Below are 18689 nucleotides of genomic sequence, written 5' to 3'. Positions count from 1 at the left end.
AAACGCACCTTTTATAATGTAATTGCGGCAATAAAGCCAAATATAAGTAAAGGTATATTGTAATGTAGAAAAGTTGGTACACATGTATCCCATATATGATGGTGTTGACCGTCAGCATTTAAACCGGATGTTGGTCCAAGTGTGCTATCTGATGCTGGGGATCCTGCATCGCCTAGCGCTCCTGCCGTACCGATAATTGCAATTGTAGCCATTGGACTAAATCCAAGCTGAATGCAAAGCGGTACAAAAATGGTTGTTAAAATAGGGATGGTTGAAAAGGATGAACCAATCCCCATCGTAACGAGAAGTCCAATCACAAGCATAAGAAATGCAGCGAGTGGTTTGTTATTTCCAATTATATGTGCACTCGTTTGTACAAGAGATTCAACATGTCCTGTTTTTCGAAGAACAGCTCCGAACCCAGCGGCAGAAATCATAACAAATCCGATAAAGGACATCATACGCATTCCGCTTGTTAAAATTGCATCAGCTTCTTTAAGAGGTAGACTACCACTAACTGATAAAACGATAATCCCCGCTAGAGCGCCGAAAATCATTGATTCTGTTGCTAATTGAACAGTCAATGTAGCTAAGATAGATACTAGCCCGAAAGTAATGCTTCGTTTTGTATAGGGAACGATTTCATTTTCGGTAGTATGAATTTGTTCTGTTTCATACGTACGAGGTTTTCGGTACGTAATAAATACCGCCACACATAATCCGATAATCATACCGATTGCTGGAATAGTCATTGCTTTTGGAATAAGCGCGACATCAAATGTAAGACCGCTTTGCGCAGCATTTGTTTGCAATACGTCATGATAAATTTTTCCAAATCCTGCTGGAATCCACATATAAGGAGTAATCAATCCGAATGTAATAATACATGTAACAAGTCTGCGATCCACTTTCAGCTCATTTAATACTTTTAAAAGTGCTGGAATTAAGATGGGGATGAAAGCGATATGAACAGGAATCACATTTTGTGAGAAACAAGCCATCGTTAAAATGATAAATAGAATAAGTATTTTAGAATAAACTTGTTTTTTCGTGTCTTGTTCATTGCCGATCCATTTTAATGCAGTTTGAATCATAGCATCTGGAAGTCCTGTTTTGGAAAGAGAAATAGCAAAACCGCCAAGCATTGCATAACTTAAAGCGATTGGAGCACTGTTTCCAAGACCAGTTGTAAAAGTGTTAATAGTTTCTGAAATACCGAGTCCACCGATTATTCCGCCTGTTAAAGCTCCAACAATAATGGCGACAATGACCTGGACACGTAACAAACTAAGCAATAGCATAACTGCTACTGCGACGAGTACAGCATTCATAATAAATGTAATCTCCCCAAAATTTTATTGTGTTAAGGCAAGTAAATATGAAGCACCTTGCTATATTTATACATAGTTGCGACATATTATTATAAATTGTTTTCTATGAAATGTAAAAGAGCCTTTTGTTATTAATGCTGAAAAGCTAGCTCTTGTTTAATTGATTGTAAAGAATGAGCGAATAATTCTGGTTCTTCTAAATCAGGAGAATGTGCTGAATTTGGGAACCAAATCATCTTTTTTATGGGTGCTTCTATCACATCACAATATTCCTGAACAAGTGCATAAGGAGTTTGATAATCATAGCGACCAGAACAAAAATAAACAGGTATAGATAAACTCGTAATAGAAGAAAAGAAATCGATTGTCAACATTTCTTCCCATAAAACGCCAGATTTCAAATTTCCTGCTAGAAACTTGAACCAATCTAATAGCGTATATTCAGGAGAAAAGAAACCTTTTCGTATGAACGAAAAGGAAGATCCGTTTTGGATTGCTCCTCCGAATGTGCCAAGCCACTTTCTTTGAATAATAAGACGTCTCGTATCTAAAAATGGCGGTTTACCTAATTTTAAAAGGGAGGCTAATGCTTTTTTATGATCATGTTTTTTCGCAGAACGAATTAAATGCTGATATAGTAATTCTTCGTTTTGTTTCATATGTACAATTTGCCCAATACCGATATAAGCCTCGATATATTGTGGATATTGGTGTGCTATGTTAAGTCCGATAATGCTGCCCCAAGAATGACCAGCGAGAAATAGTTTCTGTTTACTGAACTTTTTCAGTACATATTGAATCACTTCTTTTGCATCGGAAATGAATTGTTCGATTGTAAAATTTGCTCCAAAATCTTTCGTTGAAAAGGATTTACCTGCCCCGCGCTGATCCCAATTAATTACGATAAAGTGTTTCTCCAATTCTTTTTGAAAATGACGAATAAATCCGATTTGTGCCATACCGGGTCCACCGTGACAGCATAATAAAATAGGTTGCTCTACGTTTTGCCCGCGAATAAGGAGAGTTTGTTTTCGGTTGTTAATCATAACGCTTTCCATCGTAGCGATACTATTTGGAATGGGTTGTTTATTTTCATTATAGAACTGCGGGGTATAGCTACGAAAAAGCATATTGAAAACCTCCTTTTCTAAAATCGTATGAATCGCACAGGCTCTACGTTTTGCATATACTGTTAGAAAATCATTGTAACATACCATACTAGTGTCATTTCAACACGGGAGGAGGGAAAATGTGACGATTGGAGAAATTATCGATTGTTTAAATAGACGTGAATCCATCGCTATTATAGCAAAACGTCTTGAAATAAGCCCGTATACATTATCGAAGAAATTAAGATTGATTGGATATGAATATGATGGAGAACAGAAAAAGCGTATTTTTGTAGGAGATGGAGAAGAACCGCGTCACTTACAACTCCAAGAAGCGACAGCCCTTCAATATGCGAAAACGGATTATCAACTATTAATTTATGAGCAATTACAAAGTATTTATGAGCTATTAAGAAAGAGAGAAGAAGTAATTGTGCCCATTATGAATATAAGTACAGAAAAAAAGAAACGTACCTTTTCTATTAATAAAGAAATATTAGCAAAACTAGACGTTATATCAGAATCGAAAGGAATTCAAAAATCTAAACTTGTAGAAGAGGCGTTACAACAATTTTTACAACAATATGATTTTAACAACACATCACATTTTGATAACTAAAGAAAAGGATACTATGTTCATTGTAAGAACGAGTATCCTTTTTAGGTTTCACATATATGACGGATAAAATAAAAGGTCCATGTGTATTTTTTACGATAAAAAATTAAGACTGTTTATTATGAGTGTACTTAATTTATTTTTTGAATTCTACCATCGATAATTGGCTGAATAGGTTCTTTTAATTGTTTTACGTAATCGACTAGCGCTTCAAAGTCATTTGGACCAGTTTCTGTATTTTTACCATTTTTAAATGATACAAATCCATCACCGCCAGAAGCTAAGAAAGCATTCGCAACTACGCTATACGTTTTAGATGGAGATAATTCTTCTCCGCTTGTTAAACGTATATTTGTAACTTTTTCACCGTTTGGTTTATTTGCATCCCACGTATATTGAATACCTGAAATTTGAAGCATTCTCGTCGTTCCTTTTTGCCATTGTTGATTTAAAATGTCGCGAATATCTTGGCCTGTTAAATCTACTTTAATTAATTGGTTTCCAAAAGGTTGAATACCGTATAATTCGCCCCATGTAATATCACCAGCATCTAAGTCATTACGAATGCCACCTGGATTCATAAGTGCGATTTGAGTTTGCATCGTTTGGCGCTGGGCATCGGCAACTAAATTTCCAAGAGTGGACTCACCAGCATCGTTTTGTTTACGGTCGATAGGCGCTGTAGATTTTCCGACAACTTCATTTACAAGTGGTGCGATTTTTTCTTTATACTGATCTAATTTTTTCTTTACTTGTTTATCAGGTTCTACACCTTCATGGTATGTTGTAACAACTTCAGCTTTTTTCTTTACAATATCTTTTGTTTTACGATCAATTGTTACATCTACGTCTGAGAAAGCTGTTCCGTAAGAGTTCGCTTGGACGATTAGTTTATTATTTACAGTACCATTTACATACGTATGACTATGCCCACCAAAAATAACATCAACTTCCGGATCTGTTTCATTTGCAATTCGAGTAAGGTCTCCATTTGTCACACCAGATTCATCTGTTGTTCCGCCAACATGAGCAAGGACGACCATGGATTTAACGCCAAGACGTTTTAATTGTTGCGCGGATTTATTGATAGCTTCTACTTCGTCAGTGATTTCTACATTTTTAAGCATAGTAGGCATCACGACATTTGGTGTATCAGTTGTAACAACGCCAATGAATCCTACAGGCACACCATTTACCATTTTGACAGTAAATGGCGGTAAAAATAAGCGGCCAGTGGATTTATTATAGAAGTTTGCAGCGACATAAGGGAAGTCTGCGCCTTTAAAATTGCCAGTTTTCTCATGGTAACCGCCATAAATGAGGCGGCGCATTTCCTCAATACCTTCATCAAATTCGTGGTTTCCGATTGTACCAACATCAAATTTTAAATCATTTAAAAATTCAATTGTAGGCTCATCTTGTAATAATGCTGAAACTGGTGGACTAGCACCTACAATATCACCAGCATGTACAAGAAGTGTATTAGGGTTTTGTTTTTTACGTTCTTTTAAATAAGTAGCTAAGTAATCAGCGCCACCAGCTTCTTTGTTATTAATTTTTTTAACAGTATCTAGTTGTCCATGGAAATCATTAATACCAAGTATTTGTACGTCTATGTAACGGTTTTGTTCAGCTGGAGTCTGAGATGGGGGAGCGGCAAATACGCTTGAAAAAGTAATGGTACTTAAAACGGCAACAGCAGGAATGATTTTTTTCCACATAATATAATTCTCCTTTTTTTATAATCTGACATCATACGACATAATTTTAATAGATTCATAGGATTATATCTATATAAAAATTTAGTTTTTTCGAAAAATTAACATATTTACAAAAGGTGAATAATTGAGTAACGTTCCTTTTTTGTTGTCGATTTCATGGTGTATCTACTATAATGGAGAAAAAAGTAAAAGGTGAGCAGCATGAAGAAAAAGAAACAAAGACAAATGCAAAGACAATCGCAAGTGAATCAACCAAAGAAAGAATCTCTTACATTAGGTGATCAATTAAACGATTCACTTATGCAGCAATTAAAGGATAAGAAGAAAGAGTTGCAAGTGAGAGAAGAGAAAAAAGAGGCAGCAGAATTGGAAAGAAAGCGTCAAGAACAAAAAGAACGTGAAAAGAATAAATCATTTGAAGAACTGTTAAGTGAAAGTAACCTTACTTGGAAAGACTTTAAATAATAAAGAAAATGATCAGTGAAATAACGCTGATCATTTTTTTGACGAGCTTGTAAGAAAAGGGGAGTTAGAATGAGAAAAATTGTAGTTGTTCCGCATGAAAATCATTGGGGTGAAAAATTTCAAATAGAGGCTGAAAGATTAAAAGCTGCGATGCCAGAAACGGTGAAAATTCATCATATTGGAAGTACGTCAGTGCCAGGACTGGCAGCTAAACCAATTATAGATATGATTATGGAAGTAGAGAATATCGATAGAGTAGATAGGTGGAATGAACGATTTATAGAGCTTGGTTACATCGCAAAAGGAGAAAATGGTATTCCAAGACGCCGCTATTTTATTCATGGAACGGAGGAAAAACGTTCGTATCACTTACACGTGTTTGAAAAAGGAGATCCTGAGATAGTAAGGCATTTAGCATTTCGTGATTATATGATGGCTCATTGTGAAGAAGCTGAGGCATATGCAACTTTAAAGAAAGAATTAGCTGAAAAGTATACATATGATGGTGCGTTATATTCGGAAGGGAAAACTGAGTTTGTACGTAATGTTGATGAAAAAGCGAAGAAATGGATAGAAAATAGCGCGAATGAATGAGTTCGCATTATTTTTGAATATGTATAAATTTATTATGTAAACTGTACATATGTTTTGACTTTTTGGTTGAATCTTGTTCAAATAAAGTGGTGGCTTATAAAAAAATGTAATAATGAAAGGGAGACGACTGTGCACATTCCAACAACTACACTTCATAATGGCGTAAAAATGCCGCTGATTGGTTTAGGCGTTTATAAAGCGAAAGAAGGCGACGAAGTAAAACAAGCAGTAAAAACAGCGCTAGAAGTTGGATACCGTTCGATTGATACAGCAACTGTATATGAAAATGAAAGCGGTGTCGGAGAAGCGGTTCGTGAATCAGGAATTCCGAGAGAAGACATCTTTATTACAACAAAAGTTTGGAACGACGATCAAGGATACGAGGAAACACTTGAGGCGTTTGAGAAAAGCTTAAAAAAATTACAAATGGACTATGTAGATTTATATTTAATACATTGGCCAATAAGAGGGAAGTATGTTGATACGTACCGAGCATTAGAAAAACTGTATGAAGAAGGTAAAGTGCGCGCGATTGGTGTTTCGAATTTCCATAAACATCATTTAGAACTGCTATTACCAAATTGCAAAATAAAGCCGATGGTAAACCAAGTGGAACTGCATCCCATGTTAACACAATTTGAATTGCGTAATTTTTGTCAAGGTGAGCAAATTCAAATGGAAGCATGGAGTCCATTAATGAGAGGTGGAGAAGTATTTCAGCACCCGATTATTCAGGCCATTGCTACTAAATATGAAAAAACACCTGCGCACGTTATATTAAGGTGGGATATTCAAAGCGGGATTGTGACGATTCCTAAGTCTGTTACACCATCTCGCATTCAGGAGAATTTTTCTATCTTTGACTTTTCACTAACAGAAGAAGAGATGACTGAAATTAATACGTTAAATCGTAATTTACATGTAGGAACGAACCCTGATAAATATGATACGTTATAAAAAGACGCTACCAGTATGGTAGCGTCTTTTTAACGATGTAAAGCGTACGTATCACATTTAGCGATTTGCTGAAGCTGTATATATTCTTCTGTTGTTAACTGTGTTTGCTTACAGGCTTGTACATTTTCTCGTAATTGTTGAATAGAGCTTGCACCAGGTATTACAGCTGCTACAGTGTCGTTATGTAAGCAATATTGAATAGCTGTTCCTGTTAAAGAACTTTCCACGATTAATTCTTTTACATTCGCGAGTGTCCCATATAATTCATCGTAAGAATAAGAAAGGTAATCCTTTTCTTTTACTCTTTCTATCTTTCTTGCATTGTTGTCAGTTAGAATTCCTTTTGCAAGCGGTCCGCGGGCAATGACGCTAATTTGATGTTCATTAAGAAGCGGGAACCATTCTTCAGGGCGACGATTTAAAAGGCTATATTCCATTAGTACACTGACGATATTTGAACGTTTTGCATACTCACGGATGACATTTGGACGTATAGAAGAAATACCGTAATGGCGAATGATACCTTCTTTTTTTAATTCTTCAAAGGCTTCAATTGTTTCATCTATAGGATCTTCAATCGTCCCGCCATGAAGTTGATATAAATCAATATAATCGGTTTGAAGTCTACGTAAACTTTCTTTCACTTCAGCTTTTATGTAATTTTTAGAAGGATCCCAAGACCAGCCGTTTTTTTCTTCTGTCCATCGATTTCCAACCTTCGTTGTAAGAACAATTTGATCTCGTTTCCCTTTTAATGCTTTTCCAACAAATTCTTCGTTTAATCCATAATCATATAAATCTGCTGTATCAAAAAAATTGATTCCTAAATCGATTGCTTCGTCGATAATACGCATAGCTTCTGCTTCAGATGTACCGAGAGACATACAGCCAAGTCCCATTTCTGTCACAAATAAATCTGAGTTTCCTAATTGACGTTTTTTCATAAGTCAACCTCCTTACTCTTATTGTACGAAAGGGAAAAGAGGTTGACAAACTTTTACTTTTTACTAGCTGTAATCCACTCTTGTACAGTTGTATACTCTTTGCCATATTGTTTTAGCTTATGGCGAATTTGCCATGCTTTTCCGACTAAAGTGACGCGATTTGGTAAAATATAAACTTTCATTTCTATCACGCTCCTTTCAATGTGGTAAAATGTATGAGGAAAGAATAGGAAATAGAACAGGGAGATGAAGTAGTATGAGTAATCTTGCAGAGAGAACAGTAAAAACTGAGCCGATTTTTGATGGTAGAGTTATAAAAGTTCGTGTTGATGATGTAGTATTACCAAATGGAGCAATGAGTAAACGTGAAATTGTAAATCACCCTGGTGCAGTTGCTATTATTGCTATTACGGATGAGGGGAAAATTGTACTTGTTGAGCAGTATCGTAAAGCGCTTGAAAAGGCGATTATAGAAATTCCGGCCGGCAAGTTAGAACCCGGTGAAAAACCTGAGGTGACAGCAGTTCGTGAATTAGAAGAGGAAACAGGTTATGTATGTGAAAATATGGAGCTTATTACTTCTTTCTATACATCTCCAGGATTTGCAGATGAAATTTTATATGTATATAAAGCGACAGGTTTGACGAAAAAAGAAAATAAAGCTGCGTTAGATGAAGATGAGTTTGTGGAATTGATGGAAGTATCATTAGAAGAAGCAACTACTCTTATGAAAGATCTTCGTATTCATGATGCGAAGACGATGTTTGCAGTACAATATTTACAACTACAAAAATAAACACTCGCCAAAGGCGAGTGTTTTTTAATTAATTTTTGCATATACGCGTGCATCACGTAAGCTACCATCTGGTGCTATGAAATCATTTTTCATTGTACCTTCTAGAATAAATTCTAAACGTTCTGCTAGTTTACATGCATTTGTATTTGTTGCATCAATACGAATTTCAATTCTTCTAGCACTTAGCTTATCGAAGGCAAATTGAATGGCACCTTTAACAGCTTCGGTCATATAGCCTTGTTTTGTATAAGCGCTATGTAGCCAGAAGTGAAGTGAAAACTTTGGAATATCCCAGTTCTCAGGCTTGAGCGTTATAGCTCCGATGAATGTACCAGATACTTTATCGTATAAGTGAAAATCAAGTGTTTCACGAAGTAAAAACTGTCCGTGAGCATTACGAACGATTTCTTCAGCACTTTCTTCTGTTTCAGCGTTAATTGGCATCCACGGTACTAAGTCTTCTAGAGAAGCTTGGATTGCTTCATACACTTCTGCACCATCACCTGGAAATGGCTTACGCACTTGTAAGCGTTCAGTTTGAAATAATGTTGGAAAATCTAATAATAATGGTTTCAAGAGAAATCCCTCCTATTCTCTACTTTTTAGTTTAGCAAAGTAGAGCGGAATTTCAATGTTAATTCGTCATACTTTTTTCTTTCTTTCATACATTTTTAGTAAGAGTGTGAACGGAGGGAAGAAAAATGTGGAGAAAAACTTGGCAAGACCGTGTAATGTCTCACATACAGGAAAACTCTTCATTATATATATTTAACGCTGTTTTGTTATTGATGGGAGTAATATTTGGAGCGATTCTTGTAAATAGTTTACAATTAAATCAAAAACAAGATCTATCATTTTATTTGCAACGTTTTTTTGGACAAGTTTCTAAAGGAGAATTTGCTATTGCAGGCGAAATGTTTCGAGAAAGTTACTTTTCACAATTAAAATACATTGGATTTATTTGGATTTTAGGAATTTCAATTATTGGATTGCCACTTATTTTTATTTTATTATTTGCAAAAGGGGTAGTTGTCGGATTTACAGTAGGTTTTTTAGTAAGTCAGCATGGATGGAATGGATTATTATTAGCATTCGTTTCTGTATTGCCACAAAACCTCATTATTATCCCAGTATTTCTCGTTATGACAACAATTGCCGCAAGCTTTTCTTTACGCATGATTAGGCATCAATTTATCCGGAAAATAACTGAGCCGCTATTACCATTATTGATCCGTTATACATGCTTCTTTCTTGTAATTGGAGCGGTGTTAGCTCTTGCTTCTAGTGTAGAAGCTTATGCATCACCAGTTTTAATGAAAGAAGTCGTTGAGGCTATTAATAAACAATAAATACTTTATGAGAATAATTATCAATTTGTTTTTATTGTTTTTCTTTTGACAGAAGCCCTTCTTCTGATATAATGGTGTAAGAGTGGCGAGGAGGGAGTAGTACCGAATGGAAGAAAGAATTGAACGAATTAAGAAGCAATTACATGCAGCGAGCTACAAATTAACACCGCAACGTGAAGCAACAGTTCGTGTGCTGCTAGAAAATGAAGAAGATCATTTAAGCGCAGAAGATGTTTACCTCCTTGTAAAAGAAAAGTCGCCAGAGATCGGATTAGCAACCGTCTATCGAACTTTAGAACTATTATCTGAGTTAAAAGTTGTCGATAAGATTAACTTCGGAGACGGTGTTTCACGCTATGACTTACGCCAAGAAGGTGCGCAGCGTTTCCACCATCATTTGATTTGTACACAATGTGGTGCTGTACAAGAAATACAAGAAGATTTACTTGGTGAAGTGGAAAGGAAAGTAGAACATGACTGGAGCTTTAAGGTGAAGGATCATCGTTTAACATTCCATGGGATTTGTAAAAATTGTCAAGAAAATGAAACGGATGAAAAATAACCTTTTCCTATTTAACTAGGAAGAGGTTTTTTATTTGAATAAGGTATAAATTGGTGAAAGCTTGGCATATGTTGTAATAACTTATATTTTGGAGGAATTTACAATGCGCCGAGTTTTAAAATTAACTTTTGATGGAATAAAAGTATTTTTATTATTTACAAGTTGTACGATTTTGTTTTATTTCGCTATACTATGGATAAATGAAGAATATGAAAGCTATCATCGTTATGAAAAGCCAAAAGAAGAGACTGTAGAAAAAGTATCAGGGAATGAAGAGCCGGCAAAGGATGCTTTCGTAAATAGAATGATGTTTTTCTATGAAAATGGGGAGTAGTGTAGATTGGAAGATCAATTAAAAGATTTTATTCATTATATGGTTGTTGAAAAAGGGCTAGCGAAAAATACAGTAGTATCTTATGAACGTGATTTGAAAAGTTATGTAAAGTATTTGCAAAAGGTAGAACAAGCGAAAAGCTTTCACGAAGTGACACGCTTGCACATTGTTAATTTTCTGCAGCACTTAAAAGAAAACGGAAAATCTTCGAAAACATTAGCACGTCATATTGCATCGATTCGTTCGTTTCATCAATTTTTACTTCGTGAACGAGCAGTAGAGCACGATCCATCCGTACATATTGAAACGCCGCAAGGAGAACGGAAATTACCGAAAGTATTGTCAGTTGATGAAGTGGAGGCTTTACTTCAGACACCCAAAATGACGAGTGCTTTTGGGGTTCGTGATAAAGCGATGCTAGAGTTACTGTATGCAACAGGACTTCGTGTTTCAGAATTAATTGCATTAAATTTAGAAGATGTACATTTAACGATGGGATTTGTTCGTTGCGTAGGGAAAGGGAATAAAGAAAGAATTATTCCACTAGGAAGCTTAGCGACGGAAGCGATTCAAAAGTATATTGAAAAGGGAAGAAGAGAATTGATGGGAAAAAAAGTAGTAGATGCACTCTTTTTAAACCATCATGGAAATCGATTATCAAGACAAGGATTTTGGAAAATTTTAAAACGATTAGCGAAAGAAGCAAATATTGAAAAAGAGCTTACACCTCATACGTTGCGCCATTCTTTTGCAACGCATTTATTAGAAAATGGAGCAGACTTGCGTGCTGTGCAAGAAATGCTTGGACATGCAGATATTTCAACGACACAAATTTATACGCATGTTTCAAAAACTAGATTAAAAGATGTATATAAACAGTTTCATCCGAGAGCATAGTTACTATGCTCTTTTTTCATAGATTCAAAAGGCTATAATACTTCACAGAAACTTCACAAACATTTCGTACATTGTTTTCAGCAGAAGACTAGAATATTACAATGTTTTTCCTCTATACTAAATAAAGTATGAAGGAGGAAATGATGATGAAAAAACTTATTATGACTTTATTTATCGCGATGCTAGCATTGGCTGGCTGTAATACAAACAAAGAAGAACCGAAAAAAGAACAGAAACTGGAAGCTGTAAAAGTAGCAGTTCAAACAAATCCGAAAGAAATTAAACCAGGTGAAAAAACAGAAGTACAAGCACTTGTTACACAAGGAAAAGAAAAAGTAACAGATGCTGATGATGTAAAGTTTGAAGTTTGGAAAGCTGGCGACGAAAAGCACGAGATGCTAGAAGGTAAGCATAAAGGAAAAGGTGTTTATGCTGTAGAGAAAACGTTCGAAACGGATGGAGTATACCATATTATTGCTCACACAAATGCGCGTGAAATGCATGTTATGCCAGAAGTAAAAGTGGCTGTAGGAAATGCGAAAGTAGAAGATGCGAAAAAAGAAAATAGTGATCATGGTGCAGGGCATGGTGATCATAAAAGCGATACAATGATTCACCTTATGGCTGGTGACATAAAAGCAAATGCTGAATCAACAATGAAAGTTCATTTAAAACAAAAAGAAGAAGCGTTAACTGGTGCTGAAGTACAACTTGAAATTTGGAAAGATGGTGTGGAAAAACACGAATTCATTCCAGCAAAAGAAGGAAATAAAGGGGAGTATGAAACAAAACATACTTTCAAAGAAAACGGTTCTTACAAAGTGAAAGTTCATGTTAAAAAAGGCGAATTGCATGAACATAAAGAAGAAACAGTAGAGGTAAAATAAAAAAGGTAGCTCTTTAGAGCTGCTTTTTTATTTTTATCCTGAAAAATGATCAGTGGGGTAAAATTTCACTTTAGTATGAAGAAATAAATCATAAAATGATTAGCACTTCTGTGCATAATGGATTACAATAGAAGTGTGAAGAAAATGAGAAATTCTACGAAAATGTATTAAAAAGAAAGCGTAAACATGTTATGATATCAGTATCAGATGTCTGACATCTGACTTAGAAAAAACTAGAAATGTTTTTGCGTCGTTTCAAGGTAAACGAAATAGGTTAGAGAATGATTTAAAGAAGTACTGTTTGATAATGAGAACGAAAGATAATTCTTATGGAGAACAGTTTCACTTTATAGCGTTTTGAACATACTACAAGAAGTAGAACTGAACTTATAGGAGGTCGCAGTTATGAATAAATATAAACGTATATTCCTAGTCGTAATGGACTCTGTTGGAATCGGTGAAGCACCAGATGCTGAACAATTTGGTGATTTAGGATCTGATACAATTGGTCACATTGCTGAACATATGAATGGATTACACATGCCTAACATGGTGAAATTAGGTCTTGGTAACATTCGTGAAATGAAAGGCATCTCTAAAGTAGAAAAACCACTTGGATATTATACAAAAATGCAAGAGAAATCTACTGGTAAAGATACAATGACAGGACACTGGGAAATTATGGGTCTTTACATTGATACACCATTCCAAGTGTTCCCTGAAGGATTCCCAAAAGAATTACTTGATGAATTAGAAGAAAAAACAGGCCGTAAAATCATCGGTAATAAACCAGCTTCTGGAACTGAAATTCTTGATGAACTTGGTCAAGAACAAATGGAAACAGGCTCTTTAATTGTTTACACTTCTGCTGATAGCGTTCTGCAAATCGCAGCACACGAAGAAGTAGTACCGCTTGATGAGTTATATAAAATTTGTAAAATTGCACGTGAATTAACGTTAGATGAGAAGTACATGGTAGGTCGCGTTATCGCTCGTCCATTCGTTGGTGAGCCTGGAAACTTTACACGTACACCGAACCGTCATGACTATGCATTAAAACCATTTGGCCGTACGGTAATGAATGAATTAAAAGATAGTGATTATGATGTGATTGCTATCGGTAAAATCTCTGACATCTATGATGGTGAAGGAGTAACTGAATCACTTCGTACGAAGTCTAATATGGATGGAATGGATAAGCTTGTAGATACATTAAATATGGACTTTACAGGTCTTAGCTTCTTAAACTTAGTTGACTTTGATGCACTATTTGGTCACCGTCGTGACCCACAAGGATACGGAGAAGCTCTGCAAGAATATGATGCACGTCTTCCAGAAGTATTCGAAAAACTAAAAGAAGATGATCTATTATTAATTACAGCAGACCACGGTAATGACCCAGTTCACCACGGTACTGACCATACACGTGAATATGTACCGTTATTAGCATATAGCCCAAGCATGAAAGAAGGCGGACAAGAGTTACCACTTCGTCAAACATTTGCTGATATTGGTGCAACTGTAGCAGAAAACTTCGGTGTGAAAATGCCAGAATACGGAACAAGCTTCTTAAACGAGCTAAAGAAATAGGGGGATAAACAAATGAATCGTGAACTTATTACAAAATCAGCTTCATACTTAAAAGAGAAATTTCAAGAGACACCACAAGTAGGACTAATCCTTGGATCTGGACTAGGTGTATTAGCAGATGAAATCGAGAACGCAGTAACAGTACCTTACAGTGAAATCCCTGAATTCCCAGTATCAACTGTAGAAGGTCATGCAGGCCAACTAGTATTCGGTACACTTCAAGGTGTAACAGTAGTAGCAATGCAAGGACGTTTCCACTTCTATGAAGGATACGATATGCAAAAAGTAACATTCCCAGTTCGTGTTATGAAAGAACTAGGTGTAGAAACAGTTGTTGTAACAAATGCAGCTGGTGGTGTAAATACATCATTTGAACCAGGCGATCTTATGTTAATTTCAGATCACATTAACTTCATGGGTACAAATCCATTAATCGGACCAAATGATTCTGAAATGGGTGTACGTTTCCCTGATATGTCTACATCATATACAGTGGAGCTACGCGAAATGGCGAAACAAGTTGCAGCAGACTTAAATATTAAAGTACAAGAAGGGGTATACGTTGGAATGACAGGTCCTGTATATGAAACACCTGCAGAAATTCGTATGCTTCGTACACTTGGCGGAGATGCAGTTGGTATGTCAACAGTACCTGAGGTAATTGTAGCGCGTCACGCTGGTATGAAAGTACTTGGTATTTCTTGTATTTCAAATATGGCAGCTGGTATTTTAGATCAGCCACTTCACCATGATGAAGTAATCGAAACGACAGAACGTGTTAAAGCTAACTTCTTAGCATTAGTAAAAGCAATTGTAAAACAAATGAAGGGGTGACCTCACAATGAGAATGGTGGACCTAATTGCAAAAAAACGTGACGGACATGCATTAACGACAGAAGAAATTAACTTTATTGTTGAAGGATATACAAATGGTGATATTCCTGATTATCAAGTAAGTTCACTTGCAATGGCAATTTTCTTCCAAGATATGAACGATCAAGAACGTGCAGATTTAACGATGGCAATGGTAAATAGTGGTGATACAATCGACTTATCAGCTATTGAAGGTGTAAAAGTAGATAAGCACTCAACGGGTGGCGTTGGTGATACAACGACACTTGTATTAGGTCCATTAGTAGCCGCTTTAGGTGTACCGGTTGCAAAAATGTCTGGACGTGGTCTAGGACATACTGGCGGTACAATTGATAAATTAGAAGCAGTTCCAGGATTCCATGTTGAAATCGAAAATGATGAATTTATGCGTCTTGTAAATGAAAATAAAATCGCAGTTATTGGTCAAAGTGGAAACTTAACACCTGCGGATAAAAAATTGTATGCACTTCGTGATGTAACGGCAACAGTAAACTCAATTCCGCTTATTGCAAGCTCGATTATGAGTAAAAAAATTGCTGCTGGTGCAGATGCAATTGTTCTTGATGTAAAAACTGGAGCAGGTGCATTTATGAAAACGGATGAAGATGCAAAACGTTTAGCAGAAGCAATGGTGCGCATTGGTAATAACGTTGGTCGTAATACGATGGCTGTTATTTCTGATATGAGTCAACCACTTGGTGAGGCTATTGGTAACGCACTTGAAGTACAAGAAGCAATTGATACATTACAAGGTAAAGGACCGAAAGATTTAGAAGAGTTATGTTTAACGCTTGGAAGTCAAATGGTATACCTTGCTGGACAAGCTTCATCTTTAGAAGATGCGCGTGAGAAATTAATTGAAGTAATGAACAACGGTAAAGCGCTAGAATCATTTAAAACGTTCTTATCAGCACAAGGCGGCGATGCATCTGTTGTTGATGATCCTTCTAAATTACCACAAGCACAATTTAAAATTGAAGTGGAAGCGAAGGAAGACGGTTATGTATCAGAAATCGTTGCAGATGAAATTGGAACAGCAGCAATGCTTTTAGGAGCAGGACGTGCGACGAAAGAATCTGAAATTGATCTAGCAGTTGGCTTAATGCTGCGCAAAAAAGTAGGGGACAGCGTGAAAAAAGGTGAATCCCTTGTTACCATTTACGCAAACCGTGAAAATGTAGAAGATGTAAAAGCAAAAATTTATGAGAACATGAAGATCTCTAAAGAGCATGTAGATGCACCAACATTAGTGCACGGCATCGTTACTGAATAATAAAGAAGGGCCAGGGAGTATTTCTCCTTGGCTTTTTTTGCTATTTTTTGTTTATAATAATAATGGGTGAAATTATGATTAGAATTTGTGCAATAACAAAAACAGATGAAGTATTATATGATGTTTCGCTAGAGGAAACAACGAAAGACCATATTGTATGGTATTGGCTAGATTTATATAAGCCGACGAAAGAAGAGTATACATACATTTTGCAAGATCATTTTAAGTTCCATCCCCTTGCAATTGAAGACTGTATAGAATATGTACAGAGGCCAAAAGTTGATTTTTATGATGGATATAACTTTTTAGTTCTTCATGCATTTGGTGAGGATGGATTAGAACCGCACGAGATTGATTTATTTATAAGTGATCGTTATATTGTTTCTTTCCATTTTTCTCATAACAATGCAATCGAAAGAGTATGGAAAACACTTGGAGAAAAGAAGCGTATTAAAAATAGTCCTTTACACGTAGCGCATACAATTATCGATCAAATTGTAGATGACTATTTTGCACCTGTATATTACATTGAGGATCATTTAAATGCAATTGATGATAATTTAACGGGTGAGACGGCAGGAAGTGTACTAGAAGAAGTATTTGATATACGTGCAGATTTATCAAAGCTAAGGCGTACAATCATTCCGATGCGTGATTTATTGTATCGTATTTTAAATTCGACCCGTTTTTACGGTATAAGTGATCATGAAATTTACTTTAAAGATATACATGATCATTTGCTTAAACTGACAGAAATGATTGAAGCAAGCCGGGAGTTAACAGCAGATATTCGAGATAGCTATTTTTCATTAAACTCGCATCATATGAATAACATTATGAAAACATTAACGGTATTCTCGACTATTTTCATGCCATTAACATTTATTGCGGGAGTATACGGAATGAACTTTGAGCATATGCCAGAGCTTGGTGGACAATATAGTTATTTTATTTGTTTACTTATCATGGCTTTAATTGGCGGTGGTATGATGGTTTGGTTTTATAAAAAAGGATGGTTTAAGTAAAAAAACACCGAGGAATTTTCCTCGGTGTTTTTACTTAACCAATAGCATGTAATACGAACATGGCTAAGAATAAGCATGTAATGATATACATAGACGGTGCGACTTCTTTACGCTTTCCAAGAGCAACTTTTAAAATAGGATAAGCAATAAATCCGAACGCAATGCCATCAGCGATACTATATGTGAGCGGAATCATGACGATAATTAAGAACGCTGGAAATCCTTCTGAAAAATCGTTCAGAGGAATTTGTTGAATGCTTGTAATCATCAGGCCGCCAATAATAATTAGGATTGGTGCAATGGCACTATCAGGAATTAATTTGACAAACGGAAGTGCAAACAGTGATGCAAAGAATAACAGCCCTGTAACGATAGACGTCAGACCTGTCTTTCCGCCTGCAGTAATACCTGCGGCACTCTCTACTGTTGATACGGTAGGGCTTGTGCCAAACAGACCACATGTCATTGCTGAAATTGCATTGGCTTGGTAAGCACGTGGGAATTTACGGTCATCTTCTAATAAACCGTGCAGAAGTCCCATGTTTTCAAAAATAAGCACCATGCTTAAAGAGAATGTTGCAATCCAAAACGGTAAGGAAGAGAGTTTGCCAAATGACATAGCTCCAAACACATCGCCGTAATTAGCGAATGAGAATGAACTATTTCCAACTTGACTTGTATCAACAAGACCAAATAGCCATGCGATACCAGTTCCTATTGCAATCGTCCATAAAAAATTTCCACGTACGTTACGAATAAATAATACGAGTGCAACGATAAGAGTAAGCACGGTCGCAAGAACGACAGGGTTACTTAATTTCCCCATTGCAACAGCAGTATTTGGATTCGAAACGACTAAACCACCTTTTTGCAATCCGATAAACGCTAAAAACAATCCGATACCGACAGTAATAGCTTCCTTTAATGACTTTGGAATCGATACGGAAAGCACGCGAGCGATTGGTGTAAACGCAGCAATTGCAAAAATAATACCAGAGATGAAGACAGCTGCTAATGCTTCCTGCCAAGTTAATCCGAGCGTATGCACAGCAGTGTACGTGAAGAATGCATTTACACCCATACCAGGGACAAGAATAGCAGGTGCATTTGCCCAAAATGCCATGAGCAGACATCCAACAAATGAACTGAAAACAGTTGCTAAAATTCCAGCTTCAAGAGGAATGCCAGCATCTGATAAAATGGATGCATTTACAATCATAATGTATACGATTGTGAAAAATGACGTAACTCCAGCTAAAACTTCTTGTTTTGGTGATGTTTCGTGTAAACCTAATTTAAAAGTTCTTTCAAGTATTCCTTTCATGTTAAACCTTCTTTTTCATATCCCTCTCCCACCCGTGATATC

21 protein-coding genes are annotated in these 18689 nt (G+C 36.2%); 14 read left to right on the top strand and 7 right to left on the bottom strand.

Features of this window, described 5'->3' with window-relative positions:
* Positions 1–11: 11 nt before the first annotated feature.
* Positions 12–1331 (bottom strand): Na+/H+ antiporter family protein, encoded by a 1320-nt coding sequence (locus tag ACVWY7_RS00220; protein ID WP_000994828.1) that lies wholly within the window; start codon positions 1329–1331, stop codon positions 12–14.
* Between the two features lie 131 nt (positions 1332–1462).
* Entirely contained in the window at positions 1463–2461 is a 999-nt protein-coding gene (locus ACVWY7_RS00215) for an alpha/beta fold hydrolase (RefSeq protein ID WP_000898981.1), read from the bottom strand.
* A 121-nt stretch (positions 2462–2582) separates the two neighbouring features.
* Between ACVWY7_RS00215 and ACVWY7_RS00210 the strand changes: the two genes are divergently transcribed.
* Positions 2583–3059, top strand: a complete 477-nt coding sequence (locus ACVWY7_RS00210) for a ribbon-helix-helix domain-containing protein (protein WP_000151914.1) — start codon at positions 2583–2585, stop codon at positions 3057–3059.
* A 128-nt stretch (positions 3060–3187) separates the two neighbouring features.
* On the opposite strand, the gene ACVWY7_RS00205 is transcribed toward ACVWY7_RS00210, so the two are convergent.
* Complete coding sequence (locus ACVWY7_RS00205; RefSeq protein ID WP_000265568.1) at positions 3188–4777, bottom strand: bifunctional metallophosphatase/5'-nucleotidase; 1590 nt, start codon at positions 4775–4777, stop codon at positions 3188–3190.
* A gap of 201 nt (positions 4778–4978) precedes the next feature.
* Between ACVWY7_RS00205 and ACVWY7_RS00200 the strand changes: the two genes are divergently transcribed.
* From ACVWY7_RS00200 to ACVWY7_RS00190, 3 genes are all read left to right on the top strand, one after another.
* Positions 4979–5242 carry a YqkE family protein gene (locus ACVWY7_RS00200; RefSeq protein WP_000727557.1) on the top strand — a complete coding sequence of 88 codons (264 nt, stop codon included), beginning with the start codon at positions 4979–4981 and terminating at the stop codon, positions 5240–5242.
* A 69-nt stretch (positions 5243–5311) separates the two neighbouring features.
* Positions 5312–5836: a GrpB family protein gene (locus ACVWY7_RS00195; RefSeq protein WP_001227157.1), complete on the top strand. Its 525-nt coding sequence runs from the start codon at positions 5312–5314 to the stop codon at positions 5834–5836.
* A gap of 129 nt (positions 5837–5965) precedes the next feature.
* Positions 5966–6793, top strand: a complete 828-nt coding sequence (locus ACVWY7_RS00190; RefSeq protein ID WP_456523621.1) for an aldo/keto reductase — start codon at positions 5966–5968, stop codon at positions 6791–6793.
* Positions 6794–6822: 29 nt separating this feature from the next.
* Here ACVWY7_RS00190 and lolS read toward each other — a convergent pair whose 3' ends face one another.
* Together lolS and mciZ are read right to left on the bottom strand one after the other, a co-directional pair.
* The gene (gene lolS, locus ACVWY7_RS00185) at positions 6823–7737 is read right to left on the bottom strand and encodes an aldo/keto reductase (RefSeq protein WP_000747187.1); all 915 of its coding nucleotides are present in this window, start codon (positions 7735–7737) and stop codon (positions 6823–6825) included.
* 53 nt (positions 7738–7790) lie between these two features.
* A complete protein-coding gene (gene mciZ, locus ACVWY7_RS00180; RefSeq protein ID WP_000870298.1) occupies positions 7791–7919 on the bottom strand; it encodes a Z-ring formation inhibitor MciZ in 129 nt (42 codons plus the stop codon).
* 74 nt (positions 7920–7993) lie between these two features.
* On the opposite strand from mciZ, the gene ACVWY7_RS00175 reads away from it, so the two are divergent.
* Entirely contained in the window at positions 7994–8533 is a 540-nt protein-coding gene (locus tag ACVWY7_RS00175; RefSeq protein WP_000067038.1) for an NUDIX hydrolase, read from the top strand.
* Between the two features lie 24 nt (positions 8534–8557).
* Here the strand turns inward: ACVWY7_RS00175 and ACVWY7_RS00170 are convergent, their stop codons facing one another.
* Positions 8558–9109 (bottom strand): GNAT family N-acetyltransferase, encoded by a 552-nt coding sequence (locus tag ACVWY7_RS00170; protein ID WP_144507640.1) that lies wholly within the window; start codon positions 9107–9109, stop codon positions 8558–8560.
* 155 nt (positions 9110–9264) lie between these two features.
* Between ACVWY7_RS00170 and spoIIM the strand changes: the two genes are divergently transcribed.
* The 9 genes from spoIIM to corA all read left to right on the top strand — a co-directional run bounded on the left by spoIIM (position 9265) and on the right by corA (position 17323).
* On the top strand, positions 9265–9882 hold the full coding sequence (gene spoIIM / locus ACVWY7_RS00165) for a stage II sporulation protein M (RefSeq protein ID WP_223290733.1): 618 nt from the start codon (positions 9265–9267) through the stop codon (positions 9880–9882).
* Between the two features lie 106 nt (positions 9883–9988).
* On the top strand, positions 9989–10444 hold the full coding sequence (fur, locus tag ACVWY7_RS00160) for a ferric iron uptake transcriptional regulator (RefSeq protein WP_000392655.1): 456 nt from the start codon (positions 9989–9991) through the stop codon (positions 10442–10444).
* A 103-nt stretch (positions 10445–10547) separates the two neighbouring features.
* Positions 10548–10778, top strand: a complete 231-nt coding sequence (locus ACVWY7_RS00155; RefSeq protein ID WP_001255255.1) for a YqzK family protein — start codon at positions 10548–10550, stop codon at positions 10776–10778.
* Positions 10779–10784: 6 nt separating this feature from the next.
* Entirely contained in the window at positions 10785–11675 is an 891-nt protein-coding gene (xerD, locus tag ACVWY7_RS00150; RefSeq protein ID WP_000390080.1) for a site-specific tyrosine recombinase XerD, read from the top strand.
* A gap of 143 nt (positions 11676–11818) precedes the next feature.
* Positions 11819–12562 (top strand): FixH family protein, encoded by a 744-nt coding sequence (locus tag ACVWY7_RS00145; RefSeq protein WP_001984077.1) that lies wholly within the window; start codon positions 11819–11821, stop codon positions 12560–12562.
* A 405-nt stretch (positions 12563–12967) separates the two neighbouring features.
* Entirely contained in the window at positions 12968–14152 is a 1185-nt protein-coding gene (deoB, locus tag ACVWY7_RS00140; protein ID WP_001046067.1) for a phosphopentomutase, read from the top strand.
* A 12-nt stretch (positions 14153–14164) separates the two neighbouring features.
* Positions 14165–14986, top strand: coding sequence for a purine-nucleoside phosphorylase (locus tag ACVWY7_RS00135; protein ID WP_001078446.1), 822 nt, complete (start codon positions 14165–14167; stop codon positions 14984–14986).
* 7 nt (positions 14987–14993) lie between these two features.
* Entirely contained in the window at positions 14994–16298 is a 1305-nt protein-coding gene (locus ACVWY7_RS00130; protein WP_001243079.1) for a pyrimidine-nucleoside phosphorylase, read from the top strand.
* A 62-nt stretch (positions 16299–16360) separates the two neighbouring features.
* Positions 16361–17323: a magnesium/cobalt transporter CorA gene (gene corA / locus ACVWY7_RS00125; RefSeq protein ID WP_033682433.1), complete on the top strand. Its 963-nt coding sequence runs from the start codon at positions 16361–16363 to the stop codon at positions 17321–17323.
* Positions 17324–17357: 34 nt separating this feature from the next.
* Here the strand turns inward: corA and ACVWY7_RS00120 are convergent, their stop codons facing one another.
* Positions 17358–18647 (bottom strand): NCS2 family permease, encoded by a 1290-nt coding sequence (locus ACVWY7_RS00120; protein WP_000676251.1) that lies wholly within the window; start codon positions 18645–18647, stop codon positions 17358–17360.
* Positions 18648–18689 lie beyond the last annotated feature (42 nt).

This window comes from Bacillus sp. TE9106W (assembly GCF_054062215.1).
This window is presented reverse-complemented; position numbering and strand designations above follow the sequence as displayed.

What these genes read in the sequence shown, in the direction of transcription:
- ACVWY7_RS00220 (WP_000994828.1), bottom strand. Translation starts at nt 1,331, where the DNA reads ATGAATGCTGTACTCGTCGCAGTAGCAGTTATGCTATTGCTTAGTTTG.
- ACVWY7_RS00215 (WP_000898981.1), bottom strand. Translation starts at nt 2,461, where the DNA reads ATGCTTTTTCGTAGCTATACCCCGCAGTTCTATAATGAAAATAAACAA.
- ACVWY7_RS00205 (WP_000265568.1), bottom strand. Translation starts at nt 4,777, where the DNA reads ATGTGGAAAAAAATCATTCCTGCTGTTGCCGTTTTAAGTACCATTACT.
- ACVWY7_RS00200 (WP_000727557.1), top strand. Translation starts at nt 4,979, where the DNA reads ATGAAGAAAAAGAAACAAAGACAAATGCAAAGACAATCGCAAGTGAAT.
- ACVWY7_RS00195 (WP_001227157.1), top strand. Translation starts at nt 5,312, where the DNA reads ATGAGAAAAATTGTAGTTGTTCCGCATGAAAATCATTGGGGTGAAAAA.
- lolS (WP_000747187.1), bottom strand. Translation starts at nt 7,737, where the DNA reads ATGAAAAAACGTCAATTAGGAAACTCAGATTTATTTGTGACAGAAATG.
- mciZ (WP_000870298.1), bottom strand. Translation starts at nt 7,919, where the DNA reads ATGAAAGTTTATATTTTACCAAATCGCGTCACTTTAGTCGGAAAAGCA.
- ACVWY7_RS00175 (WP_000067038.1), top strand. Translation starts at nt 7,994, where the DNA reads ATGAGTAATCTTGCAGAGAGAACAGTAAAAACTGAGCCGATTTTTGAT.
- spoIIM (WP_223290733.1), top strand. Translation starts at nt 9,265, where the DNA reads ATGTCTCACATACAGGAAAACTCTTCATTATATATATTTAACGCTGTT.
- fur (WP_000392655.1), top strand. Translation starts at nt 9,989, where the DNA reads ATGGAAGAAAGAATTGAACGAATTAAGAAGCAATTACATGCAGCGAGC.
- ACVWY7_RS00155 (WP_001255255.1), top strand. Translation starts at nt 10,548, where the DNA reads ATGCGCCGAGTTTTAAAATTAACTTTTGATGGAATAAAAGTATTTTTA.
- ACVWY7_RS00145 (WP_001984077.1), top strand. Translation starts at nt 11,819, where the DNA reads ATGATGAAAAAACTTATTATGACTTTATTTATCGCGATGCTAGCATTG.
- deoB (WP_001046067.1), top strand. Translation starts at nt 12,968, where the DNA reads ATGAATAAATATAAACGTATATTCCTAGTCGTAATGGACTCTGTTGGA.
- ACVWY7_RS00135 (WP_001078446.1), top strand. Translation starts at nt 14,165, where the DNA reads ATGAATCGTGAACTTATTACAAAATCAGCTTCATACTTAAAAGAGAAA.
- ACVWY7_RS00130 (WP_001243079.1), top strand. Translation starts at nt 14,994, where the DNA reads ATGAGAATGGTGGACCTAATTGCAAAAAAACGTGACGGACATGCATTA.
- corA (WP_033682433.1), top strand. Translation starts at nt 16,361, where the DNA reads ATGGGTGAAATTATGATTAGAATTTGTGCAATAACAAAAACAGATGAA.
- ACVWY7_RS00120 (WP_000676251.1), bottom strand. Translation starts at nt 18,647, where the DNA reads ATGAAAGGAATACTTGAAAGAACTTTTAAATTAGGTTTACACGAAACA.